Raw genomic sequence first — 22,604 nt, forward strand, 5'->3', positions numbered from 1 at the left:
CCCGGTTCCGCGATCCGCGCGTATCGCACGGTGACCCGCGCGGCGGACTTCCCCGGCCGCCCGCACCGCGGGCAAGGCGGGGCGGCATGATGGATCAATGCCCCGATCGTCCACACCGCGAGGCCGCACCGGCCGGCCCCCGGTGACCTCGCGCACGCAGATCCTGACGGCGGCCCGGCGGCTCATCGACCGGGACGGCTGGGAGAAGCTGACCATCCGCCGCCTCGCCGCCGAACTGGGCATCGGCGCGACGACCCTGTACCACCACATCGAGAACAAGGAGGACCTGCTGATCCTCCTGCTCAACCACTACATCGACCAGCTCGAACGCCCCGCCCTGCCCGAGGACCCGCGCGAGCGCGTCATCGCCGCCGCCACCGCGATGCACGACGCCCTCACCGCCTGGCCGTGGGCCGCCGAGACCCTCACCGTCGACGGGTTCGTCGGCCTCCTCGACGAGTCCGCGCTGTGGATGGTCGAGGCCGTCGTCGACGGGGCCACCCGCTCCGGCTGCGCGACCGAACGGGCCGTCATGGTCTTCCGCAGCATCTGGTACTACACGGTCGGCGAGATCCTGGTCCGCGCCCACACCGTCCACCGCCGCGCGGGCCAGGCCCCCGCCCCCGACCGCGCGACCGCCTTCGACCGCCTCGACGCCGCCCGGGTGCCGAGCCTGGCCCGGATCGGCGACCGGTGGGTCACCCTCTCCGCCCGGGACACCTACCTGGAGGGTCTCCACGCGCTGGTCGCGGGGCTGCTGCCGGCGACGGGGCCGACGCCACCGACCGGGCCGACCGGGCCGACCGGGCGGGGCGGTGCCGCGCGGTGACGCGGGCGGGGGTCCTGCGCCGGTTCCCTACGCCTGGGCCGGGGCGCTGCCGGCGGCGCGGCGGACGGCGTCCTCGTCGGTGCGGGCGTCGTAGGTGAGCAGCCTGGGCAGCGCGACGGCGAGGAGGCCCACCGAGGCGACACAGGCGAGACCGCCGGTCCAGATGGCCGGACGGACCCCGGTCCAGCCGGCCATCGCCCCCGCCCGCACCTGCCCGAGCTGCGGGCCGACGCTGTAGGAGAGGACCTCGATGCCGGCCAGCCGGCCGCGCAGTTCCTCGGGGATGGTCTGGTTCCAGATCGTCGAACGGCCCAGCCCGCTCAGCATGTCCCCCGCGCCGGCCACGCCCAGGCAGACCAGCACCAGCCAGACGTTCCCCGTCCAGCCGGCCGCCGCGATGGCCAGCCCCCACACCGCCGCGCCGAAGACGACCAGCAGCCCGTGGCGCCGGGTACGGGACACCCAGCCGCTGGTCAGGCTCACCAGCAGCGAACCGACCGACCCGGCGGCGTACATCAGGCCGAGCGACCACTCGGCGTCCAGCTCGTGGGCGAGGAACGGGAAGATCGTGTTCGGGAAGGCGAAGAACATCGCCGCGAGGTCCACGGCGTACGTGCCCAGCAGCACCGGCCGCGACCAGGCGTAGGCGGCCCCCTCGGCGATACCCCGCAGGGACGGTCGCCCGGCGTTCTCGGCGGGCGGCGCGGGGGCGAGCCGGAGGCACATCGCCACCGAGACGACGAAACAGACCACGGTGGTCCCGTACGCGGGGACGTTGCCCCCGTAGGCGACGACCAGTCCGGCCGCGGCAGGCCCGAGGATGGCGCCGGCCTGCCAGCGCAGGGCGTTCAGCGCGGCGGCGGCGGCGAGCTGGTCGTGCGGGACGATCCGGACCAGCAGCGAGTCCAGCGCGGGCCGTTGGAGCCCCGCGAGGCCGGCCACGCACCCCGCCACCACATACAGCGGCCACAGCAACGGCTGCGGCAGCATCGCGTTCACCAGCAGGACGACGGCCAGCAGCCCGAGCCCCGCCTCGGTCAGCGCGATCACCTTGCGACGGTCCACGGCGTCGGCGAGCGCGCCGCCGTAGAGCCCGAACACGACCAGCGGCACCAGTTCGACGGCGCCCATCGCGCCCACGGCGAGGGGCGATCCGGTCAGTTCCTTGATCTGGAGCGGGAGCGCGATCAGCGCCATGACGCTGCCGAAGTACGTGATCAGCCCCTGCCCCCACAGGAGCCGGAAGTCGCGGGAGGACCGCCAGGGCGAGAGGTCGGGCAAGACCGCGGCGAGCCTCGCCGACGCCCTGGGCTTCGGGGGTTCTGCGGCCTTCGCGGGCTTCTGGAGGGGGGACAACGGATGGACTCCACGGTTCCGGACGCGGGAGGCGCCGGCTCGTCCGCCCCGGCGCACAGGCGGACGCGGTGGAGTGGAAACGGGCCCCCGGGACAATCACTTAGGTAAGGCTTACATGCCTCGATGGACTGTACGGTGTGCCCATCCCTGCCGCAATCGCGTTTCCGGGACACCGTTTGTAGCCATCGGGCAGGCCGGAACACCGCCGGCGACCTGCGCGTCCCGGAGCCGACGCCCCGACCCCGATGATGGAACCATGACAGCGGAAACGAACGAGGTCGTGCTCAGCACGCGGGACCTCCGTGCGGTGACCGCCTTCGCGGCGGCATGCGCCGAGACGGCGCTCCGGACGTTCGAGGCCGACCGGCCCGACGACACACGGCCCCGTGAAGCCATCGCCGCCGCCTGGGAGTTCGCCCGGGGCGGCAAGCGAGGGAAGCCGCTGCGCGACACGGCGGCGGCGGCCCTCAAGGCGGCCAGGGCGACGGACACGGCGGCCGGCCGGGAGGCGGCCTGGGCGGCGATGTCCGCGGCAGCCGCCGCCTACCTGCACCCGCTGGCGAAGCCCACGCAGGTCAAGCACATCCTCGGAGCCGCTGCCCATGCCGCCAGAGCCGCCGAACTCGCCGCCGGCGACGACCGGAGCGTGGCTGCCGGCCATCTGGAACGGGCGCTACGACGCGCCACACCGGCCGTCGTCGACGTCCTCGGACGCTTTCCGCGAGCACCTGACGGCGGCGGACGCGTCGGCGAACTGACGCGCACCCTGGACACCGCCCTGCGCACGCCCGGGTAGGCGCCGCACTCCGGGGCCCGAACGGGCCACGCCTCCCGGACGTCCGGTCAGTCCAGGCAGAACTCGTTGCCCTCGACGTCTTGCATCACGATGCACGACTCGTTCTCCTCGTCGGCCTCCATCACGCGCACGCAGACCGCGCCGAGCGCGAGCAGCCGTTCGCACTCGGCCTTGAGGGCGGCGAGGCGCTCGTCCCCCACGAGCCCCGTGCCGACCCGCACGTCGAGATGCAGCCGGTTCTTGACGACCTTGCCCTCCGGCACACGCTGGAAGTACAGCCGAGGACCCACGCCCGAGGGATCACCGCACGCGAACGACGCGCCCCACCGCTCGGGCGGCAACGAGCGCTCGAACTCGGCCCACGTGGCGAACCCTTCCGGCGGCGGCGGGACGACGTACCCCAGCACCTCGCACCAGAAGCGGGCGACCCGCTCGGGTTCCGCACAGTCGAAGGTGATCTGCACCTGCCTGATCGATGACATCGGCGCACCCTAGCAAGAGAACCCCACCTCTCCCGCCCCTTTTCAGGCCATCAGCCCGGAGGACGGCCCCGGCACAAGACCCCTTCAGGGGTTCGGGACGGCCGGGCCGTCTGGAGACGCATGACTGCCGGCGGCCGATCTCTCGCACGAGAGCGCATCAATCGGCAGGCTCTATCTGGAGTCGCATTTCTTCATATGCTTCCCGAAGGTCGCGTGCTTCAGAAATCTCCCCGATTTCCACAGCATTTACCACTTCCAGGGCGCGCCAGTGATTCGATGGCGCAACTCGACCTGAAAGTATGGCGCGCTGTGCTGCGTAGCACGCTTCGTCAAGGCGATTGGTCGTCGCCAGAGAGAGTGCGAGATCAATATTTGCGGACGCTACCCGGCGCGGCCACTTGGTCAGATCACTCGACGGCTCAAGCCGCGAGATAACCTCTCTCGCGTAAGTTTCGGCCGCTGGATCACCGAGCCATGCCAGGGTGGTTGCGGCATATGCAATGGCTTTCGCCGGGTCGTACTGAAAGTGATGTTCCGGCTGGTTCGGTGTTCCGATGGCAGAGGAAAGAGATTGCACTCGATCTATTGCCGAATACGTTTCAGTCGAGTGTCCAATCCGCGCGAACGCTCGGCCCTGCTGGGCAAGGGCTTGAATCTCGACCGAACTTCCGGCAGGAGCCAACTGTTGGGCCGCCGCGCTGAGTTCCGCAGCCTGAGAATAGTGACCGCCCGTCAGTACCCGCCAAGCGTCAGTTTCAAAGCACCATGCTTGAATTTCCGAATGTCCGGCGTGCTGCGCTAGAGTCATTGCCGTCCGCAGCCTTGCCGTTGCGGCATCCTGCTGATTCAGATCAATGTGCAGAGTGGCGCCCAGTAGCGAAAACCACCCACCTGTAACCAGCAACTGCCGGTGCTCGGCGAGGGTTTTTCTTGCGCCCATCAGGCTGGTCACGTACGCCGAATATTTCCGCACCTGCCCCAACAGTCCTTGCGGGGCAACTGTCGGGTATTTGACGGCAAGGTCATGGAATGTCAGCTCAAGGCGTTCAAGTGTTTCTTTTCCCACATCGCTGGCCGATACCCTGCGTGCAAGCTCCAATGCTTCGATTTCATCGTCGTAGCCTGAGGCGACAGCAGGATTTCTTGCGTCCCGTGGATTCTCTGGATTCCCGACACCGTACAGAATGGCATCAAGCTCGGCCAGCGTGACCCGCAGAACTTTGGCGAGCGTGGGGCGCTGCCAATCCTGTGGGGCTACTTTTCCGCTTTCCCATCGCGCCACGGTGGAGCGATCCACGCCCACGCTCTGAGCCAAGGAATCCTGGGTGAACCCAAGGGCCTTTCGCCTTTCAATAAAAGCCCTGCGCCGAGCTGCCACTCACGCCTCCCTGTCTCTGGCCACCGTTCTAGCAGGTCAGGGCAGACGATGCGGAGACTGTGAGACAGGGATGCCGCAGGAGTGCGTCATCCCTGCTCTGTCCAAGCGGGAGCTTTGGCTCTGAACTGGTGCCTCACTCAACGCCTCGCGCACTGTCGACCGCCGTGCCCGGGGCGGGGCACAACCCCACATCGGCTGTTCCCAACCGGTGACGAGCCGGGGCAGGCACGGTGGGTCCCTCGCTGTTCCGAGCAACACCGAGACGTAGGAGGAACGTTGAGCACCGCTACCGAACTCGTCCCCGTTGTCCCGTGGGGCATGGGGCGCATGGCGCCGCTGCGCAACGGCGAGCCGTCGCAGTGGCAGTACGCGGGACTGGACCCCGCGACGCAGACCGGTCTGTGGTTCGGCGAGGACGGCACCATGGTCCCCGCCGAGCTGGGTAAGCACGGGACGTCCGTGGGTACCTACCCGCCCACCCAGGTCGGCAAGGACGGCAAGGTCGACGGCGACTCCGGCCACGACGCGACGCAGGACTAGGGGAGCACAGCGTGAACGGACGCCCAGTGCTGGTCTCCACCGAAGCCGAGGACCCGACCGCCGATCTGGTCATAGCGGAGCTGAACCGGCGCCGGGTGCCCGTCCTCCGGTTCGACCCCGGACGAGACTTCCCGACCCGCGCGACGCTGGCCGCGTCGGTGACGGCTGACGGCTGGTCGGGGCGCCTCACCGTCGGCAAGCGGGTTGCCGATCTCTCGCGCATCCGCGCGCTCTACCATCGGCGGCCGAACCCGTACACGCCGCAAAGCGAGTACCAGGCCGACCGGTTCGCCGCTCAGGAGAACCGCCGGGGGCTCAACGGCGTGCTCGGCGCGCTTCCGGGCTGTCTCTACCTGAGCCACCCGCAGGCCATCGCCCGCGCCGAGTACAAGCCCGCGCAACTCTTCGTGGCCTCCCGGTCAGGGCTGCCGGTTCCGGCAACGCTGATCACCAACAACCCGGCCGAAGCAAAGCTGTTCGCCGCTGCGCACCCCACGATCTACAAGCCTTTGCACGCCGGGGCCTACCACGTGGACGGCGAGCCCGCCGGTATCTGGGCGGCACCGGTCGAGCCCGGAGAGATCACCGGCGCCGTGGGCAACTGCGCGCATCTCTTTCAGGCGCAGGTACCGAAGTCCGGCGACGTGCGCGCCGTGGTGGTCGGGGAGCAGGTGTTCTGCGCGCTGATCACTGCCCCGCCCGGGGTGATCGACTGGCGCAGTCAGTACCGGAACCTGGCGTACGAACCCGTGGACTGTCCCGAGCCGGTCCGGGCCGCCCTGCTGCGGTTCCTCGGTGAGTTCGGGCTGTGCTTCGGGGCGTTCGACTTCGCCGTGACCCCCGGGAGTGAATGGTGGTTCCTGGAGTGCAACCCGAACGGTCAATGGGCGTGGCTGGAGCACGCGGCGGGCCTGCCGATCACGTCCGCCATCGCGGATCTTCTGGAGAACGGAGTGACCCGGTGAACGAGTCCGAGGGTCTGCGTGCGGTGCTGGCCGCACAGCTCAGGGAAGCGGGGGTGATCCTGACCGCCGCGTGGGAAGCGGCGGTGCTGGCTGTCCCGCGTGAGGCGTTCTTGCGGGACGGCTGGTTCGAGTACGACGGCGATGGGTGGTACCGGCCCGTGTCGCTGGAGAGGTCGCCCGAGCTGATCGGCCGCGTGTACGAGGACGACACGTTGGTGACTCAGCTCGCCGGCCGCGTGGTGCCCCGGCAGGTCGAGGGCCGGTTGGCGCAGGTGCCCACGTCGTCCTCGACGCTGCCCGGTCTGGTGGTCCGGATGCTCGAAGACCTGCGGGTGCGGTCCGGCATGTCCGTGCTGGAGGTGGGGACGGGCACCGGCTATTCGACTGCGCTGCTGACGCACGCCCTTGGCGACGATCAGGTGACGTCGATCGAGGTGGACGCGGATGTGTCGGCTCGGGCGTCCGTGGCGCTGGGCGGACTCGGGTACCGGCCCGAGCTGGTGACCGGTGACGGGCTCGCCGGTCACGCCAAGGGTGCACCGTATGACCGGATCGTCGCCACGTGCGGGGTCCGGACCGTTCCGGCCGAGTGGATCGCGCAGACCCGGCCGGGCGGCGAAATCCTGGTGACCGTGGGCGGCTGGATGAACGCTTCCGAGCTGGTGCGGCTCACGGTGGCCGAGGACGGCACGGCGGCAGGTCCGGTGCTGGGCGGCGGTGTGTCGTTCATGCTCGCCCGTCCGCACACGCCCCCGCCACTCGGCATGCTGCCCGCGCTCGATCAGGCCGAGGCCCGTCCGGCGGGCGTCGGCGCTGATGTGCTCGGCCAGTGGGCGGCCCGGTTCGTGGCACAGTTCGCGGCCCCCACGGCGCAGTACTTCGTCATGCCCCGCAACGGACGCACCGAGCACGTGTTGGTGGACGTGGACGGCGGGTCATGGGCCGCGGTGTTCGAGGACGGGGGCCGCTGGCTGGCCCGGCAGGGAGGGCCGGTTCGTCTCTGGGACGCGGTGGCCGAGTCGATCACCCGCTGGCGCGTCGCGGGTGAGCCCACGGGCGAGCGACTGCGGATGGCTGTCAGCGCCGAGGGCCAGCGGATCGAATGGGACTGAGCCCGGCAGTTCGGGCCAGTGCCCGGTGCGCCTGCGTACGGCGATATGCCCCCGTGCGGTCTCCGTGACGGTGTGGGGCAGCAACTGGCTCTTGACGATGATGCACTCCGGCGGTCGCTCCCGCCCCTGTGCCAAGGCACCTGTTCGGAAACCGGCCCTCAGCTCGGGCCACGGTGACGTCGGCCGTGTCCTTCGGGGGACGGGTCAGTGTTTTGTGTCGCGCAGGGTGAGGACGTAGGTCGCCGTCACCGCTACGCCGCGGTCCTCGTCGGCGGAGAGGCCGACGAGGGCGCGTGACGCCGTCTCCCCGGGGATCTCCGCGAGCGCCTGTGCCAGCCGACGGCGTGCGGAGGGGCCGAGCGTGCCGTCGGCGAGGTGTCCGACGAGGCCGGTGGCGATCCGCTCCGCCAGCTCGGGATCGGCCGCCAGCGTGCCCAGCGCGTCGGCCGCGTCGACGTCGTTGCCCTCCTCGACGGCCAGGCCGACGAGTACCGGGATCGCGTCGGCCACGCCCCGGGCGCCGAGGGCCGGCGCCGCGTACGCCCGGACCACCGCGTCCGGGTGGGCGAGCGCCTCCCGCAGCACGTCGGTCGCCGCACCGTACGGCAGTTCCGCGAGGGCCTGGACGGCCCGCCTGCGCGTCTCGGGCGCGGGGGAGCCGAGGCCCTCCGCCAGCAGCGCCGCCCCCTCGGCTCCCGACTGGGCCAGAGCCCAGCGCAGGGCGCCGGCGACATGCGGGTCCGCCTCCTTCAGCACGGCCTCGACCAGGGCCTCCACCGGTACGGGAACGTCCTCCACGGCCGACAGGGCGGCCCGCTGCCGCGCCCCCGGGCTCCGCGAACGCAGCGCCTGGAGGAGGGCGACGGTCCGCAGGACCTCGTCCCAGTCGGCGGGTTCCGCGGCGCCGATGCGGCGGAGCCGCGTGAGCAGTTCCGTCTCCGCCGCGAGCCGCTCCCGCGTACGGCGGATGAGGTCGCCGACCAACTCCGCCGGGGCGAACTCCGGGTCGTCGAGCGCCCGCCGGACGTCACCGAGCGACAGCCCCAGCGTCCGCAGGCTCTCGATGTGGAAGACGCGCCGGATGTCCTCGCCGGAGTAGGTGCGGTAACCCGAGGCCGTACGGCCCGTCGGCCGCACCAGGCCGAGCGATTCGTAGTGCCGCAGCATCCGCGCGCTCACCCCGGACCGCCGGGCCACCTCACCGATCAGCACCGCCTACCGCTCCTCCCCGCCGGCCGCCACTGCCGGACCGTACGCCGTCCCGCCGGACGCGCTCGCCCCGCCGGGCCCGACCCGCTCGCCCGAGCCGCCGCTCCCACCCGCACCGCCGAGGGCCACGACGCGCTTCGCCTCCTCGACCGCGTACGCGAATCCGGCGTCCGGGTCACGCCACAGCCGCTCCGTGGCGATCGCGTGCGCGCGCACCTCCGGGTCGGGATCGCCCGCCGCGGCCTCCAGCACCGGCAGCACCGCCTCCCCGAGCGCGATCAGCGCCCGGCTGAGGCTCAGCCGCGTCTCCTCCGCACCGCGCCCGAGCTGCGTCGCCAACCCTACGGCCAGCTCCCGCTGCCCGCCCTCGGGCACGAGCACCACCGCCGCCCGCCAGGCGCTACGGGCCACCTCGTCGTCGGCGTCGGCGAGCAGCGCCGGGGTGAGCGCGGGCCACGCCCGCCGGTCCCCGATCTTGGACAGGGTGTGCAGCGCCTGACTCCTGGCCCGCGCCCGCTCCGAGCGGACCGCGTCGAGCAGCGCCGGGACCGTCGCCGACGCCGCGTGGCGGGTGAGCGCCCAGGTCAGCATCTCGCGTACGGAGAAATCGGGTTCCACCGCGCACCGCTCGACCAGCGGGCCGACGAACGACGGGTCCGGGGCCGAGCCGATCGCCAGCGCCACCCGGAGCCGGACCGACGGGTCGTCGTGCTCCAGCCCCCGCAGCGCCCGCCTCGTGTGCGCGTCCTGTGCCGTCTCGGTCATGGGGACCACCTCCTCGGCCACAGTGAAGGGCTTGTCACCGTGTCAAGGTCAAGCCGGCCGCCCCGGCCGCCCCGGCCGTCCGTGGCCCGCCGTGCCGGTGTCCGCCGCGTCCGCGCCCGCCGCGTCCGTGCCGCGCCCGCGCCCGCCGCGCCCCCCGTGCCCGGGGCGCCGTGTGTCAGACGCCCAGGACGGCCTTGGCGGTGAGGAAGTAGATGATCAGGCCGGTGGCGTCCACCAGGGTGGTGACCATGGGGGCGGAGACGACCGCCGGGTCGATCCGCAGCCGTTTGGCGAGCAGGGGCATGGCGCCGCCGATGGTCGCCGCCCACCCGCAGATCAGCACCAGCGTGATCCCGACCACCAGGGCGATGTCCGCGCTGACGAACACCGTGCCCACCACCAGGCCGAGCGCGGCCAGCAACGCGCCCAGCACCAGCCCCACCCGGCACTCGCGCCAGATCACCTTCAGCAGGTCGGAGCCGCGGACCTCGCCGACCGCCAGGGCGCGGACGCAGGCGGTGGCGGCCTGGGCACCGGCGTTGCCGCCCGCCCCGATGAGCATGGGGATGAACAGGGCGAGGGCGGCGACCTGTTCCAGTGTGGCCTCGAACGCCTGGGTGACCCCGACCGTGAGGGTGGCCGCGACCAGCAGCAGGCTCAGCCACAGGGCGCGGTAGCGGGCGAGCTGCCAGACGGTGGCGGCCATGTAGTGCCCGGCCCACGGCGCGGCACCGGCCTGGCGGGCGACGTCCTCGGTGTCGGCGGCCTCGATGACCTCCACGGCGTCGTCGATGGTGAACAGCCCGACGAGCCGGCCCTCGCTGTCGACGACCGGCAGGTTCAGGTCGTTGGTCTCCCGCATCAGGCGGGCCGCCGCCTCGGCGGAGTCGGTGGCCCACGCGTAGGCGGGCTCGGTGACGACGAGGTCGGAGACCGGCGTGTCCAGCTCGTTGAGGACCAGCTCCCGCAGTTCCACGATGCCGGTGAGCCTGCGGCCGGAGTCCACCACGGGCAGCGTGTACACCGTCTCGGCGTCGGCGCCTTTGCGCCGTACCGTCCGCAGGGCCTGTTCGACGGTCAGGTCCTGCGCCAGTGCCACGGTCTCCGGCGTCATGAAGCGGCCCACCGAGCCGTCCGGGTAGCCCAGCAGGGCGGAGGTCATCCGCCGCTCGTTCGGGCTCAGTCCGGCCAGCACCCGCTTGACGACCTTCGCGGGGGCCTCCTTCAGCATCCGGGCCCGGTTGTCGGGCTCCATGCCCTCGACGAGGTCCAGGAAGGAACGGTCCCGCAGCCCTTCGAGGATCTGCTGCTGATTGACCGGTTTCAGCTCCTCGAACACGTCGAGCGCCCGGTCCTTGTGGAGCAGCCGGAAGGCCACCCCGGCGTCGACCGCGTCCATGCGCGCCAGTTCGTCGGCGATCACATGGGGCGGATACCTCTCCAGCCACGCCTGGGCGGCGTCCAGCCGCTGGTCCTTGACGATGGTCCGCAACGGCTCGGTCGGCTCCGCGTCCGAGCCGGAGGGCAGGGGTGCTTGCGGCATGACAGCGTCCTCAATACAGCAGGGGGTTGACCAGGGACATCAACGAGACGACGCGAGGAGCCATCGGCGCCGCCGCTCCCGTGGCGACGGCCGGGGGCTCCTACGCGGTATGCGGACTGGGAGGTTCACCCAGCATCTCGGTGACACCTCCCTCGTCCGGGCGCGGCACCGCCGGTACATCGGCCGAAGGGGCGGCACGCCCCCGGACCGCGTCGGTGCGGACTCGTCCGGCGGCCTCCGCGGCCACCGGTACGGCCGGGCTCCGGAGCCGGCTTCCAGCACATCTCATGGTCCCTTCCGGATCGCGTACCGTCGTGGGGTCTCCCCCCATTGCTACGGCACTCGCCCCCGCACGCCGTCACCGGGTCCCGTGAAGTCGTCGGCCGGCGTCCGCGGCGAACGGCGGCCCCCGCGGTGGGCGCGTCCGACAAGATGATCTGATTGCGCAATCAGGCAACCAATCAATCCGCCCACCATAACCCAGCGCCGGACCACGACCGCCCCCGGAGCGGCGGCCCGGTACCCTCACCGCGTGAAGCAGCAGCCCCCATCCGATGAGCGGCGGCCCGCGAACGAGGGGCGCAAGGCAGCCGCCCGCAACCGGGCCGCACTCGTCGCCGCCGCCCGCGAGATCTACGCGGAGGACGGTCTCGGCGCTCCGCTCTCCGCGATCGCGCGCCGGGCCGGCGTCGGCCAGGGCGTCCTCTACCGGCACTTCCCCGACCGGGCCGCCGTGGCGACCGCCGTCCTGGAGGAGAACGTCCGGCAGATCGAGCGGGCGGCGGCGGAGCCGGACGCCGATCTCGCCGGGGTGCTCGGCGTCCTGACCTGGCATCTGACCCGGTCAACGGCGTTCATCGGCCTCCTCCACGCCGACGGCGCGGACAGCCGCGCCGCCGTGCCCGCGTACGCCCAGGAATTGTCCGAGCGGGTCGAGCGCTCCCTGCGGCGCCATCTGCCGGACGGTCACCGGCTCGCCGGGGTCGACGAGGGACTCCGGCTCGCCGTCGCCATGGTCTCCGGCGCCGTCACCGGCCCCACCCGCGAGCAGCGGGAGCGCCGGGCGCTGACGGCGTGGGCGCTGCTCGGGGTCGAGGTGGGCGCGGTACGGCCCCACGAGGAGTGACGGCGGCCGGCCGCCGTGGCCCGGTGACGACGCCCAGCCGCAGGGGCCGGTGACGGCGGCCGACCACCGGCGTCGGTGGCGGCGCCCGGCCGCGCGGACCGGTGACGGTGGTCCACCGCGCGGACGGTCACCGGGCTCAGGCGCGCGCACCGCGCACCGCGCACCGCGCTCAGCCGCCGTTGGACTGCCGGGTGCCCTTGCCCAGGGCGTCGAAGGTGAACAGGTAGCCCCCGGCGGGCCCGCTGACGGTCATGTAGGCCCGGGTCCCGCCGGGCACGATGGCCACGTTGGTCGCCGACTCCAGTCCCTCGGCGGCGCGGGCCGGCACCTCCACGGTGGCCAGGCGCTCGCCGTGCTTGTCGTACACCGCCATCGCGGGGCGGCCGTGGAGCCCCTGGTAGAGGTTGCCGTCCGCGTCGACGGCGATCGAGTCGGTCTGGGCGAGGCCGCCGTCGACCCGGATGGCGGTGTGCCGGGGAGCGATGCCGGCCGGGCCGCCGAGGCGGAGGTAGGAGACGCGGTTCTCGGTGAGTTCACTGAACCACAGCCCCCGGTACTCCGCGTCGAACGAGATGCCGTTCGGCGAGGCCAGCCCGTCCGCCAGGACGCTGGCGTTCCGGCCGTCGCGGTCGACGCGGACCACGCGGCCCGTCGCCTCGCCGGTGGACATGCCGCGCGAGTCGCTGACGTAGAGGTGGCCGTCCCGGTCGAAGGCCAGGTCGTCCGGGTTCATCCGCGCTCCGTCGACCTCGCCGGAGAAGAAGGTCCGCGGATCGCTCCCGTCGGGCGCGAGGCTCACGATCTCGCCGTGGGAGAAGTCGGTCAGGTAGAGGCGCCCGTCGTACGGGCTGAACTGGGCCGAGGTGTAGGCGCCGCGGTCGTCGGTGTGGACGCCCTTCGCGGTCTTTCGCCGCACGTCGACGCGGAGGACCTTCGGTGCGCCGGGCGGCGCGGTGACGTCGACGACGTGCAGGGCGCCGTCCGCGTCGAAGACCGGCCCCTCCAGCAGGGTCATCCCGGTCGCCTCGTGGACGTCCGTCAGCCGCATGAACTGCTGGGCGCGGATGATCCGGCCCGCGCCGGGGCCGGCCGCCGCGCCGGCGGCGGAGTGGTCCGCCTCGGTGCCGCACCCGGTGAGGGTCAGCAGGCCGATCGTGGCGAGCCCGGCGAGGGACCGGACCGTGAGTCGTCGCATGGGGGGTCACTCTTCCTGTCCGAGGTGTGCGGGAGCCGTCCCCGCTCCAACCGGACAGCACTGTCCGGTTGTTGCTACGGTAGTGCATGACCGCCCAAGTCCCGTGCTGCACAGGTCAGTTCATGGCGAGCGAGCGGTCATACGGCAGCGAACCGGAAGGATTGAGGTCCCCCCACGTGACGTCTTCGCAGATGGTGTCCCCGGACGAACTCGACCGGCTGAGGCGGCGCTACCGCCTCGAACGGGAGCGCCGGGTACGCGCCGACGGCCCCCGCCAGTACGTCGGCGCCGACGCCGCCTTCGGCTCCTACGCCGCCGACCCCCACGCGGCGGCGCCGGCCCCGCGCGAGCCGCTGAAGGACACGGTGGACGTCGCCGTCGTCGGCGGCGGATTCGGCGGCATCCTCGCGGGCGCCCGGCTGCGCGCCCAGGGCGTCGGCCGGGTCCGTATCGTCGAGAGGGGCGGCGACTTCGGCGGCACCTGGTACTGGAACCGGTACCCCGGCATCCACTGCGACATCGAGTCGCACGTGTACCTGCCGATGCTCGACGAGACCGGGTACGTGCCCGAGTGGAAGTACGCCCCCGGCGAGGAGATCCGCCGCCACGCGGTGCGGATCGCGGAGAAGTCCGACCTCTACGCGGACGCCCTGTTCTCCACCGCGGTCACCTCCCTGACCTGGGACGAACCGTCCGGGACGTGGCTCGTCACGACCGACCGGGGGGACGAGTTCCGGGCCACGTACGTCATCACGGCCACCGGCACCCTGACCGACCTGAAGCTCCCCGGCATCCCGGGCATCGAGGAGTTCGAGGGCCGCACCTTCCACACCTCGCGCTGGGACTACGCCTACACCAAGGGCTCCCCGAAGGGCGGCCTGAGCGGCCTCGCGGACCAGCGCGTCGGCGTGGTCGGCACCGGCGCCACCGGCGTCCAGGTCATCCCGATGCTCGCCGAGGACGCCGGCCACCTCTACGTCTTCCAGCGCACCCCCTCCAGCGTGGACGTGCGCGCCAACCGCCCCACCACCGCCGGGGACGTCGGCGCCGACCACCACGGCTGGGCACGCGAACGCCGCGACAACTTTCTGCGCATCGTCTCCGGGGAACCGTCCGGGGAGGACCGGGTGGCGGACGGGTGGACGGCGTCCGCCGCCCTGCTGGAGAAACTGCTGCCGAGCTTCCGCCGGGAGGGCGACCCGGCCGCCTTCGAAGCCGCCTACGAGGCCGCGGACGCCGCCCGGATGAACGAGATCCGGGCCCGCGTCGAGCGGACCGTCACCGATCCGGCGACGGCGGAGAAGCTCAAGCCCTGGTACCGGTACGCCTGCAAGCGGCCCACCTTCTCCGACACGTACCTCCAGGCGTTCAACCGGGACAACGTCACCCTGGTCGACACCGCGGACACCCACGGCATCGAGCGCATGACCGCCCGCGGCGTCGTGGTCGGCGACACCGAATACGCCCTGGACTGCCTGATCTTCGCCACCGGGTTCTCCGTCGGCGCCTCCGGCCTCCACACCGGCAGCCTCCCCGTCCGGGGACGGGACGGTCTGCGGCTGCCGCAGGCGTGGGCGGAGCGCGGGATGCGGACCCTGCACGGCTTCACCAGCCACGGCTTCCCGAACCTCATCCAGTTGGGCGCCCCGCAGAGCGCCGCCAGCGTCAACTTCACCCACGTCCTGGACGAACACGCCGTCCACGCCGCCGCCCTGGTGGCCGCCGCCGAGGCCGAGGGCGCGGTCATCGAACCGTCCCGCGAGGCCGAGGACGCGTGGAACGCCCTCCTGGCCGGGGCCGCCCCCGACCACGAGTGGTTCCACGCCGACTGCACCCCCGGCTACTACAACGGCGAGGGGCGCGGCCGGCCCAACGGCCCGACCGCCTACCCCCACGGCGCCTTCGCCTTCCACGAACTCCTGCGGCGGTGGCGCGAGGACTCCCTGCACGAGGCACTACGGCCCCGGACCGCCGCGCGGCCCTGAGCGCCGCACCCCCTGCCGGCGCCACCGCGAGCGGGACCGCGGTGGCGCCGGCTTCCCTCTCCCGGGGGCGGGTTCAGACCGCCGACCACCCGTCGTCGACGGGCAGGATCGCCCCGTTGACACCGCTCGCGGCCTCCGAGGCGAGGAAGACGATCGCCGCGGCCTGCTCCTCCGGCCGCGCCACCCGGCCCAGGTTGACGAAGTGCGGGGCGAGCGCCGACGGCCCGTGGGCCGACCGGTCGGCGTCCACCGTGATCCCGGTCGCGGTGCCGCCCGGACAGATGGCGTTGGCCCGTATGCCCTGCTTGCGGTACATCACCGCCAGCGACTTGGTCAGCCCCACCACACCGTGCTTCGAGGCCGTGTACGCGGCACCCGCGGCGCTGCCGCGCAGGGCGGCCTCGGAGGCGGTGTTCACGACGGCGCCCCGGCCCGCCTCCAGCATGTGCGGCAGGACGGCCCGGGTGAGCAGGAAGGGCGCGGTCAGGTTGACCCGGATCACCCGCTCCCACTCGGCGTCGCCCACATCGGCCGCCGCCGACATGCTGTCCATGATCCCGGCGTTGTTCACCAGGACGTCCACCCCGCCGAACCGCTCCACCGCCGTCTCCGTCACCCGGTCGACGACGGCCTGTTCGCTCAGGTCGCCCGTGACGGCCACGGCGGTGCCGCCCGCCCGGCCGATCTCCTCGACGACGGCCTCGGCCCGCGCCGCGTCGAGGTCGGCCACCACGACCCGGTCGCCCTGCGCGGCGAAGGCGAGCGCGGCGGCGCGGCCGATGCCCGACCCCGCTCCGGTGACGATCACACTGCGCCCGTCCAGGCCGTCGGTCATGAGGGGACTCCGCTCGCTGAGGTGCCGTCGCGGCGGACTCCTGTCGCACCGCGCCGCCACTCTAACCATTCCTGTCTCTCAGTGACATAAAGTCGTGGTGGACAATACGCGGGACACGGCCACCGGCGGAGGAGGGGCAGATGACCGCGACCCGCGGACGGACGGGACGCCCCCCGCTCACCGAGGAACGCAAGGCCGCCATCCGGCTGGAGATCGCCCGCGCCGCGGTCGGTCTGTTCATCGCCCAGGGCGTCGCCGCGACCACGGGCGAGCAGATCGGACGGGCGGCCGGCGTCTCGGCGCGGACGGTGTGGCGCTACTTCCCCACCAAGGAGAGCTGCGTACGGCCCCTGCTCTCCACCGGCCTCGACACGGTCGTCGCCGCGCTGCGCCAGTGGCGGCCGGGCCGGCCCCTCCAGGACGCCTTCGACCACGTCTGGGCCGCGCGTCCGGAGGAGGCGGTGCCGGACGTCGGCGCCCTGCTCCGGCTGACCCGTACCGAACCGGGACTGCGCGCGGTCTGGCTCCAGACCCACGACGAGGCGGAACCCGCCTTCGCCCGCGCCCTCGCCGAACGGGCCGGGCTGCCCGCCGACGACGTACGCCCGGCCGTCCGGGCCGCCATGCTCAACGCCGCGCTCCGTACGGCCGTCGAGCACCACGCCTGGCATCCGCCCGAACCGGGCACCGGCCCCGCGACCGCCCAGGCCGACCTGAGGGCGACCCTGCGCACCGCCCTCGCCGTCGCCTCCGCCGGACTGGGCTGAACCGCGCGTCCCCGCCGCGGCGGGGCACCACCGTCCCGTGCGCCACACCCTGACCGGAATTGACGCTCCTGACGTGCCGGTTCCGCCGCTACTGTCACGGCGACCGTTGTCGGGCGTCCGCCCCCGCGGCGACGCCTCATCCACAGGACTGGGGGGTCCATGAGCACCACGCGCACGCTCGCCCGTGCCGCCTGCGCCACCCTCGCGCTGGGCGCCGCCGCCTCGCTGGGCACCGCGACCGCTTCCGCCGCACCCGCCACCACCACCGCGACCTGCGCCTATCCGTACGTCTGCATCCAGCGGATCTCCGACGGAGCCATCATCGGCCGCTTCCAGGACGTCACCTCGGGCTGGCAGGCGCTGCCGTCCCAGCCGAGCAACGTCAACATCATCAACACCCGGCACGACGACGTCGCGTACATCCGGTACGCCAACGGATCGCAGGCGTGCGTCACCCCGAACAGCACCTTCACCATCACCGGCTACGTCCTGACGGGCATCCGCATCTCCTCGTCCGCCACCTGTGGCTGAGCCGCCCGCCCGCCCGTCGACCGCACCGACCGCACCGACCGCACCGACCCAGGGGGAGACATGAAGACCACACGCCGTTCCGTCGCCCGAGCCGCCTGGTCCGCCGTGGCGGCGGCCGGACTCCTCGCCACCTCCATGGGGGCGGCCACAGCCGCCCCGGCGACCGTGCCCGCGCCGGCCACCGCCCCGGCCGAGGCGGCGGCGACCTGTCCGTACCCGTACGTGTGCCTGTTCAAGGACGGGGTGCGCATCGGTCAGTTCCAGGACGTCACCTCGGGCTTCCAGGCCCTGCCGTCCAAGCCGACCGGCACGAGCGCCTCGCCCATCGTCGTCACCAACACGCGGCACGACGACGTCGCCTACATCCGGTTCGCCAACGGCACGACCGTGTGCCTGCCGCCGGAGTACACCACGTCCTTCACCGGAACGCTCACGGGCATCCGCATCTCCTCCTCCGCGACCTGCTGAGGCCCGGTGGACCGGGGGCCTCGCCGGCGACGGCGGGCCTCCGGGCGGGGGCGGTGCGGGGCCGCGTCCCCGGTGTGGGGACACGGAGGCCCGGATGGGAGGTCACGGAGGCCCGGATGGGCGGTCACGGGTCCGCGATGTCGAGGGTGACCTTCGAGCGGGGGCGGCCCACGCAGGTCAGCACGTAGCCGTCGGCCTTCTGCCGCGGGGTCAGGCAGTTCGGCTCGTTCTGCGTGACCTCTCCGCCGCGCAGCCGCACCACGCACTCGCCGCAGTTCCCGACCGTGCACGAGTACGGCATCGGCAGCCCCGCGGCGAGCCCCGCGTCGAGCAGCGTCTGACCGGGCTCGACCACCACCGTGCCGACGGGGGCGCCGCCCTCCACGACGGTCATCTCCCGCGGCGGGGCCGTCGCGCCCCGTGGGTCCGCCCCGCTGGTGTAACGCTCCAGGTGCACCGCCTCGTCCGGGACGCCGAGGCCGGTCAGCACCTCCTGGACGGTGTCCGTCAGCGGGCCGGGACCGCAGACGAAGTAGTGGGCGTCCCGGGCGGGGGAGAGCCCGGTGACCCAGCGGCGTATCCCGTCCGCGTCGAGCCGTCCGTCCCGCCGGGTCAGCACATGGGTGACCGAGAGCCGGCCCGGGTGCTCCTTCGCCAGCCGGGTCAGCTCCTCGCCGAAGATGATCTCGTCGGCATCGCGGCTGCTGTAGAGCAGGGAGATCCGGTCGCCGTCCGGCCGGGCGGCGAGCCGCGTGCGGATCATGCTCATCATCGGCGTCACGCCACTGCCCGCCGCCACGAGCACGACCTCCTCCGCGGCCCCCGCCCCGGCGTGGAACGACCCCGACGGACCGCGCACCGCCAGCCGGTCCCCGGCGCGCAGGCCGCGGTGGACGTGGGTGGAGAATTGGCCGCCCTCGACGTGCTTGACGGTCACCTCCAGCCGGGCCGCCCCGGGCACCGACGACGCCGAGTACGCCCGCCGCAGCGTACGGCCCCCGACATCCGCGACGAGCGTGAAGAACTGTCCGGGCCGGAAGTCGAAGGGCCCCGGATTCCTCCCGGCGTCCTCCAGGACGAGGGTGAGAGCGCTGGGCGTCTCCCTGCGCACCTCGGCCACCCGCACCTCCCGCAGCGGGTCCCGCGCCGCGCCCCCGTCGGCAGGGCGTCGGCGCCGGCCGCCCGTACGGGGTCCGACGTCCTCGTACCCGGGTCCGACGTCCTCGTACCCGGGTCCGAGGTCGTCGTACCCCTCCTTCCGCAGCCCGGAACGGTAGGCGCGGTTCATCACCAGCCGCATCAGCCGCGTCACCCCTGGGGCCGCCCCGAGGGCCTTGAGCAGCACGGTGGGCAAACCACCCTTGCTCTGCGCCGAGTTGGCGGTGAGGTGACCGCCCGCGATCGCCATCAGGTCCGGTGCCGTGGCGCGGTCGAGGTGGGCGCCGGGGGCCCACATCCGCGAGCGCGCCACGGCCTGACTGCCCATCACCTCGGCGTCCTCGACGTCGACGAGCAGCGCCAGGTGCGGGGGCATCCCGCGCAGTGCCATCGGCGCCAGCAGGTCCGGATCGTCGGTGATCGCGCCACGCCCGCGGACGTGCAGCACGCCGCTGCGCCCCGGGACCAGCGCGGCGAACGAGAGCCGGTCGTCCTCCAGCAGGTTGTGCAGCGTGTCGGCGCGCTTGTTGCCCTTCCGGTCCGGGATGACGAGCGTGCGGCCGTCCAGGATTCGCGCCGCCGCCTGCCGGTCCCCGCGCGGACTCGTGTCGCCGCTCCCGGAGGAGTCCCACGTGGACAGCGCGAGGAACGGTGCCGCCGCCAGGAACCCGGCGACACCCGGCCGGTACAGGGGGCCGTCCCCGGCGGTCCGGTCCGCCGCGCCGCCGCTCCCCTCCGGCGTGATCCCCTCCGGCGTGATCCCCTCCGGCGTGACCCCCGTGGCGAGCCCGGACGGGGCGGGCGGCTGCCACAGGCGGGACCGGAGGACGGCCTGGGCGCAGTGCACGTACGCCTCGCCGATGTCGATCGCCGTCTCGGCGCCCCGGCGCGCGGCCACCGAGCCGTTGACGCGCAGGACCTCCCCGACGCCCGGCAGCAGGAAGAAGAGGGAGACCGGACCGTGGGGTTCGCCGGGCTCGGGCAGCGAGAAGGAGATCCGCGTGGGCGAGTGGACGCGGGCGAACCCCGGTGTGCCGCCGAGGAAGGTGGTCCTGCCGGTGCCCTCGGCGTCCCGGTAGCCGAAGGCCGCGACCGGAGACAGGGCGAGGACGGTCCGGCAGCCCTCGTCGAGGGCGCTGACCTGCTTCATCATGATGACCGGGGCCGGGCGGCCGATGACCGTCTCGACCTCGCCGGCCGTCGTCAGCCGGCGCGGGGCGCCGGACGGGGGTGCTTGCCGCACGGGGGAGTCCTCTCGGCAGGGGGCGGACCGGACCGGCCCGCGACCCACCTCGGGCATGGCCCCGTTTCCGCAGGTCATGCCATTATTCTGAGCAATGACTCAGCTCTTCGCTACTCGCTTTCCGCGCCTGGGAGGGACCTCCGGATGCCGTCGGCCGAACGCCGTCTTCAGCCACGTCGCAAGCCTCGGCAGGTGCGCGCCGAGCTGACCCGCGAGCGCATCCTCACCGCCGCGGCTCACGTTTTCGCCGAGTACGGGTACGCCGCCGGCACCACGAACCGCATCGCCGAGCGGGCCCGTGTCTCGATCGGCTCGCTGTACCAGTACTTCCCGAACAAGGACGCGATCCTCGCCGAGCTGGCGGTGCGGCACATCGACCGCGGCATGTGGACGCAGGCCGACCGGCTCGACCTGTCCCCGGGGAGCCTGGAGGCGATGGTGCGGGCGCTGGTCCGCGACGCCGTCGACAACCACCGCGACGACCCCCAGTTGCTCCGGATCATGATGGAGGCGGCGCCGCTCTCACAGGAGTTGCTCGACACCATCGACCGGCACGGGCGAAAGCGCGTCGCCCAGGTACGGGACCTCCTGGCCCGGCACCCGGACGTCCGCGTACGGGACCTCGGCACCGCCGCCGAACTGATCGTGTTCACCGTGGAGACGAACACGCACAAGCTCATGGCCGACCCGCGGGCCGTCCCGGTGGAGATCTTCGAGGGGGAACTGGTGGACATGGTCACGCGCTATCTGCGCGGGGACCGGTGATCCGCGGCGCGACACCCCGCCCACCCGCCGCCTGGCCGCCGGACAACGGCCGGGCGCGGGCGACGCGTTGGGGTGCCTGCCAGGGGAGCGGGCGTCAGGGCCTCAGCACCCGGCGCGGAAGACGATCAGCAGGGAGTCGGTCTGGGTGACCGTGCCGTCGGTGGCCCAGATCTCCGCGGTGTACTCACCGGCAGGGGCGGGCGCGATCGAGAGCCCGACGAAGCCGTTGACGTGGTGGGGGTCGTTGGTGCCCGGGGGAATGGTGGTGCCGCCCACGCTGGACGAGCCGGGCGGCAGGTTCCGGACCCCGGTCGTGATCGGGGCCGACCAGGTCCCGGAGACCGGGGCCAGGGCGTAGGTGTTGGGGTGGCCGTACTGCGGGCTGACGCAGATCCGCTGGCCCTGTGCCTCCAGCGTCCACGTCGCCGTCGAGGCCGCGGACGGTGCGGCGTTGGCCAGGGTCAAGGTGAGTGCCGAGGTCAGACCCACGAGTAATCCGGCCGCACGGTTGCTGGTTCGCATCGATACCTCCTGATCTGACGCGCCGGGGCAGCGCGAAGGCGTCCGTCGGCCGGCACGGCCGGACGACGGCCATCACCGAGTCTCACTCGCCCAACGGCCACGGAACAAGGGGTAGTTGCACTTTCAATGACCGTGTCCTGAATGCGCCCGTCCGCCGCCCCGGGAGCCCCTCGCCGACGGGGACGCCCCCGCCGCGCGGCACCGCGCGGGCGGGGTGGCGGGCGGCGTGGTCAGGGGCCGGAGACCAGCCGGAGGTCGGTCTCGATGCCGCCGGCGCACTGCCGGAGGCGGGGCACCATGGCGCGCAGTTCGTCGAGGGTGCGGGTGCCCGTGCTGGCGGCGATGTTGGCGGCGGCGATGGGGACGTCGGAGCGGTCGCGCACGGGGACGGCGACCGCGCGCAGGCTCTGGTTCAGCTCCTGGTCGGCGACGCAGTAGCCCTCCTCCCGGGCCGCGGTGATGATCGCCCGGAGCTGTTCGGTGTCGCGGACGGTGTGGTCGGTGAGGGGCTGGAGGTCGACGCGCTCCAGGTAGGTCCCGAAGGCGTCCTCGTCCAGGCCCGCGAGCAGGACCCGGCCCATGGCCGTGGCGTACGCGGGGAAGCGGGAGCCGACGGGGATGGAGACGGTGATCATCCCCCGCACCGGCACCCGGGCGACGTGCACGACGTCGTCGCCGTCGAGCACCGAGAGCGCGGTCGTCTCGCGCACGTCGCGCATCAGGTCCGTCAGATGGGGCTCCGCGATCTGCGGGGTGGACAGGGCCCGCAGATAGGCGTGGCCCAGTTCGAGGGTCTTGGGTGTGAGGCCGAAGCGGCTGCCCTCGACGCGTACGTAACCGAGCCGGTGCAGGGTCAGCAGGGAGCGCCGGGCCGCCGCGCGGGACAGGTCGGCGGCCTTGGCCACGTCGCTGAGCGAACGGTAGGGGTGCTCGGCGTCGAAGACCTTGATCACCTCAAGTCCGCGCGCCAGCGACTGGACGAAGTCCGCGTCACCTGGACCGTCTTGGGGCTGTGTCATGCCGCATCTCCTGTT

General features: G+C 72.8%; 22 protein-coding genes. 11 read left to right on the forward strand and 11 right to left on the reverse strand.

The window, feature by feature from the left end:
- Window positions 1-97: 97 nt before the first annotated feature.
- Window positions 98-829 carry a TetR/AcrR family transcriptional regulator gene (locus tag J5Y05_RS08700; RefSeq protein ID WP_210869995.1) on the forward strand — a complete coding sequence of 244 codons (732 nt, stop codon included), beginning with the start codon at window positions 98-100 and terminating at the stop codon, window positions 827-829.
- Window positions 830-856: 27 nt separating this feature from the next.
- Here the strand turns inward: J5Y05_RS08700 and J5Y05_RS08705 are convergent, their stop codons facing one another.
- Window positions 857-2,110 carry an MFS transporter gene (locus J5Y05_RS08705; protein WP_247614416.1) on the reverse strand — a complete coding sequence of 418 codons (1,254 nt, stop codon included), beginning with the start codon at window positions 2,108-2,110 and terminating at the stop codon, window positions 857-859.
- A gap of 331 nt (window positions 2,111-2,441) precedes the next feature.
- On the opposite strand from J5Y05_RS08705, the gene J5Y05_RS08710 reads away from it, so the two are divergent.
- Window positions 2,442-2,981, forward strand: a complete 540-nt coding sequence (locus tag J5Y05_RS08710) for a putative immunity protein (protein WP_210869999.1) — start codon at window positions 2,442-2,444, stop codon at window positions 2,979-2,981.
- A gap of 47 nt (window positions 2,982-3,028) precedes the next feature.
- Here the strand turns inward: J5Y05_RS08710 and J5Y05_RS08715 are convergent, their stop codons facing one another.
- Both J5Y05_RS08715 and J5Y05_RS08720 read right to left on the reverse strand, forming a co-directional pair.
- Window positions 3,029-3,463, reverse strand: a complete 435-nt coding sequence (locus J5Y05_RS08715; RefSeq protein ID WP_210870001.1) for a VOC family protein — start codon at window positions 3,461-3,463, stop codon at window positions 3,029-3,031.
- Between the two features lie 157 nt (window positions 3,464-3,620).
- Window positions 3,621-4,841, reverse strand: a complete 1,221-nt coding sequence (locus J5Y05_RS08720; RefSeq protein ID WP_210870003.1) for a helix-turn-helix transcriptional regulator — start codon at window positions 4,839-4,841, stop codon at window positions 3,621-3,623.
- 276 nt (window positions 4,842-5,117) lie between these two features.
- Between J5Y05_RS08720 and tgmA the strand changes: the two genes are divergently transcribed.
- From tgmA to tgmC, 3 genes are read left to right on the forward strand one after another with little or no spacing between them, the layout of a single operon-like run.
- The gene (gene tgmA, locus J5Y05_RS08725) at window positions 5,118-5,381 is read left to right on the forward strand and encodes a putative ATP-grasp-modified RiPP (RefSeq protein ID WP_247614417.1); all 264 of its coding nucleotides are present in this window, start codon (window positions 5,118-5,120) and stop codon (window positions 5,379-5,381) included.
- A 26-nt stretch (window positions 5,382-5,407) separates the two neighbouring features.
- Complete coding sequence (tgmB, locus tag J5Y05_RS08730) at window positions 5,408-6,346, forward strand: ATP-grasp ribosomal peptide maturase (protein WP_307853785.1); 939 nt, start codon at window positions 5,408-5,410, stop codon at window positions 6,344-6,346.
- Window positions 6,343-7,458 (forward strand): ATP-grasp peptide maturase system methyltransferase, encoded by a 1,116-nt coding sequence (gene tgmC, locus J5Y05_RS08735; protein ID WP_307853786.1) that lies wholly within the window; start codon window positions 6,343-6,345, stop codon window positions 7,456-7,458. Before tgmB ends, tgmC begins: the two co-directional genes overlap by 4 nt.
- A 204-nt stretch (window positions 7,459-7,662) precedes the next feature.
- Here tgmC and J5Y05_RS08740 read toward each other — a convergent pair whose 3' ends face one another.
- The 3 genes from J5Y05_RS08740 to mgtE form a co-directional block, all read right to left on the reverse strand.
- A complete protein-coding gene (locus J5Y05_RS08740; RefSeq protein ID WP_210870007.1) occupies window positions 7,663-8,670 on the reverse strand; it encodes a HEAT repeat domain-containing protein in 1,008 nt (335 codons plus the stop codon).
- 3 nt (window positions 8,671-8,673) lie between these two features.
- A complete protein-coding gene (locus tag J5Y05_RS08745) occupies window positions 8,674-9,432 on the reverse strand; it encodes a HEAT repeat domain-containing protein (RefSeq protein ID WP_210870009.1) in 759 nt (252 codons plus the stop codon).
- 175 nt (window positions 9,433-9,607) lie between these two features.
- Window positions 9,608-10,975: a magnesium transporter gene (mgtE, locus tag J5Y05_RS08750; RefSeq protein WP_210870011.1), complete on the reverse strand. Its 1,368-nt coding sequence runs from the start codon at window positions 10,973-10,975 to the stop codon at window positions 9,608-9,610.
- Between the two features lie 532 nt (window positions 10,976-11,507).
- Between mgtE and J5Y05_RS08755 the strand changes: the two genes are divergently transcribed.
- Window positions 11,508-12,101, forward strand: coding sequence for a TetR/AcrR family transcriptional regulator (locus J5Y05_RS08755; RefSeq protein WP_210870013.1), 594 nt, complete (start codon window positions 11,508-11,510; stop codon window positions 12,099-12,101).
- A gap of 169 nt (window positions 12,102-12,270) precedes the next feature.
- Here the strand turns inward: J5Y05_RS08755 and J5Y05_RS08760 are convergent, their stop codons facing one another.
- Window positions 12,271-13,296 carry an SMP-30/gluconolactonase/LRE family protein gene (locus tag J5Y05_RS08760; RefSeq protein ID WP_210870014.1) on the reverse strand — a complete coding sequence of 342 codons (1,026 nt, stop codon included), beginning with the start codon at window positions 13,294-13,296 and terminating at the stop codon, window positions 12,271-12,273.
- Between the two features lie 191 nt (window positions 13,297-13,487).
- Here J5Y05_RS08760 and J5Y05_RS08765 point away from each other — a divergent pair, with 191 nt between their 5' ends.
- A complete protein-coding gene (locus J5Y05_RS08765) occupies window positions 13,488-15,281 on the forward strand; it encodes a flavin-containing monooxygenase (protein WP_210871387.1) in 1,794 nt (597 codons plus the stop codon).
- 73 nt (window positions 15,282-15,354) lie between these two features.
- Here the strand turns inward: J5Y05_RS08765 and J5Y05_RS08770 are convergent, their stop codons facing one another.
- The gene (locus J5Y05_RS08770; RefSeq protein ID WP_210870016.1) at window positions 15,355-16,116 is read right to left on the reverse strand and encodes an SDR family NAD(P)-dependent oxidoreductase; all 762 of its coding nucleotides are present in this window, start codon (window positions 16,114-16,116) and stop codon (window positions 15,355-15,357) included.
- Window positions 16,117-16,256: 140 nt separating this feature from the next.
- Here J5Y05_RS08770 and J5Y05_RS08775 point away from each other — a divergent pair, with 140 nt between their 5' ends.
- The 3 genes from J5Y05_RS08775 to J5Y05_RS08785 all read left to right on the forward strand — a co-directional run bounded on the left by J5Y05_RS08775 (window position 16,257) and on the right by J5Y05_RS08785 (window position 17,882).
- Window positions 16,257-16,883 (forward strand): TetR/AcrR family transcriptional regulator, encoded by a 627-nt coding sequence (locus J5Y05_RS08775; RefSeq protein ID WP_210870018.1) that lies wholly within the window; start codon window positions 16,257-16,259, stop codon window positions 16,881-16,883.
- A gap of 159 nt (window positions 16,884-17,042) precedes the next feature.
- Window positions 17,043-17,414, forward strand: coding sequence for a hypothetical protein (locus J5Y05_RS08780; RefSeq protein WP_210870020.1), 372 nt, complete (start codon window positions 17,043-17,045; stop codon window positions 17,412-17,414).
- A 60-nt stretch (window positions 17,415-17,474) separates the two neighbouring features.
- Window positions 17,475-17,882 carry a hypothetical protein gene (locus tag J5Y05_RS08785; RefSeq protein WP_210870022.1) on the forward strand — a complete coding sequence of 136 codons (408 nt, stop codon included), beginning with the start codon at window positions 17,475-17,477 and terminating at the stop codon, window positions 17,880-17,882.
- Window positions 17,883-18,006: 124 nt separating this feature from the next.
- Here J5Y05_RS08785 and J5Y05_RS08790 read toward each other — a convergent pair whose 3' ends face one another.
- On the reverse strand, window positions 18,007-20,283 hold the full coding sequence (locus J5Y05_RS08790; RefSeq protein WP_307853790.1) for a 2Fe-2S iron-sulfur cluster-binding protein: 2,277 nt from the start codon (window positions 20,281-20,283) through the stop codon (window positions 18,007-18,009).
- Between the two features lie 144 nt (window positions 20,284-20,427).
- Between J5Y05_RS08790 and J5Y05_RS08795 the strand changes: the two genes are divergently transcribed.
- Window positions 20,428-21,048, forward strand: a complete 621-nt coding sequence (locus J5Y05_RS08795; protein WP_210870023.1) for a TetR/AcrR family transcriptional regulator — start codon at window positions 20,428-20,430, stop codon at window positions 21,046-21,048.
- Window positions 21,049-21,150: 102 nt separating this feature from the next.
- Here the strand turns inward: J5Y05_RS08795 and J5Y05_RS08800 are convergent, their stop codons facing one another.
- The gene (locus J5Y05_RS08800; protein WP_210870025.1) at window positions 21,151-21,570 is read right to left on the reverse strand and encodes a DUF5980 family protein; all 420 of its coding nucleotides are present in this window, start codon (window positions 21,568-21,570) and stop codon (window positions 21,151-21,153) included.
- A 230-nt stretch (window positions 21,571-21,800) separates the two neighbouring features.
- Entirely contained in the window at window positions 21,801-22,589 is a 789-nt protein-coding gene (locus J5Y05_RS08805) for an IclR family transcriptional regulator domain-containing protein (protein WP_210870027.1), read from the reverse strand.
- Between the last annotated feature and the right edge of the window lie 15 nt (window positions 22,590-22,604).

Source organism: Streptomyces tagetis (assembly GCF_018069565.1).
GTDB lineage: Bacteria > Actinomycetota > Actinomycetes > Streptomycetales > Streptomycetaceae > Streptomyces > Streptomyces tagetis.

What these genes read in the sequence shown, in the direction of transcription:
- J5Y05_RS08800 (WP_210870025.1), bottom strand. Translation starts at nt 21,570, where the DNA reads ATGCGAACCAGCAACCGTGCGGCCGGATTACTCGTGGGTCTGACCTCG.
- J5Y05_RS08765 (WP_210871387.1), top strand. Translation starts at nt 13,488, where the DNA reads ATGGTGTCCCCGGACGAACTCGACCGGCTGAGGCGGCGCTACCGCCTC.
- J5Y05_RS08770 (WP_210870016.1), bottom strand. Translation starts at nt 16,116, where the DNA reads ATGACCGACGGCCTGGACGGGCGCAGTGTGATCGTCACCGGAGCGGGG.
- J5Y05_RS08715 (WP_210870001.1), bottom strand. Translation starts at nt 3,463, where the DNA reads ATGTCATCGATCAGGCAGGTGCAGATCACCTTCGACTGTGCGGAACCC.
- J5Y05_RS08780 (WP_210870020.1), top strand. Translation starts at nt 17,043, where the DNA reads ATGAGCACCACGCGCACGCTCGCCCGTGCCGCCTGCGCCACCCTCGCG.
- mgtE (WP_210870011.1), bottom strand. Translation starts at nt 10,975, where the DNA reads ATGCCGCAAGCACCCCTGCCCTCCGGCTCGGACGCGGAGCCGACCGAG.
- J5Y05_RS08710 (WP_210869999.1), top strand. Translation starts at nt 2,442, where the DNA reads ATGACAGCGGAAACGAACGAGGTCGTGCTCAGCACGCGGGACCTCCGT.
- J5Y05_RS08805 (WP_210870027.1), bottom strand. Translation starts at nt 22,589, where the DNA reads ATGACACAGCCCCAAGACGGTCCAGGTGACGCGGACTTCGTCCAGTCG.
- J5Y05_RS08745 (WP_210870009.1), bottom strand. Translation starts at nt 9,432, where the DNA reads ATGACCGAGACGGCACAGGACGCGCACACGAGGCGGGCGCTGCGGGGG.
- J5Y05_RS08785 (WP_210870022.1), top strand. Translation starts at nt 17,475, where the DNA reads ATGAAGACCACACGCCGTTCCGTCGCCCGAGCCGCCTGGTCCGCCGTG.
- J5Y05_RS08775 (WP_210870018.1), top strand. Translation starts at nt 16,257, where the DNA reads ATGACCGCGACCCGCGGACGGACGGGACGCCCCCCGCTCACCGAGGAA.
- J5Y05_RS08795 (WP_210870023.1), top strand. Translation starts at nt 20,428, where the DNA reads ATGCCGTCGGCCGAACGCCGTCTTCAGCCACGTCGCAAGCCTCGGCAG.
- J5Y05_RS08760 (WP_210870014.1), bottom strand. Translation starts at nt 13,296, where the DNA reads ATGCGACGACTCACGGTCCGGTCCCTCGCCGGGCTCGCCACGATCGGC.
- J5Y05_RS08700 (WP_210869995.1), top strand. Translation starts at nt 98, where the DNA reads ATGCCCCGATCGTCCACACCGCGAGGCCGCACCGGCCGGCCCCCGGTG.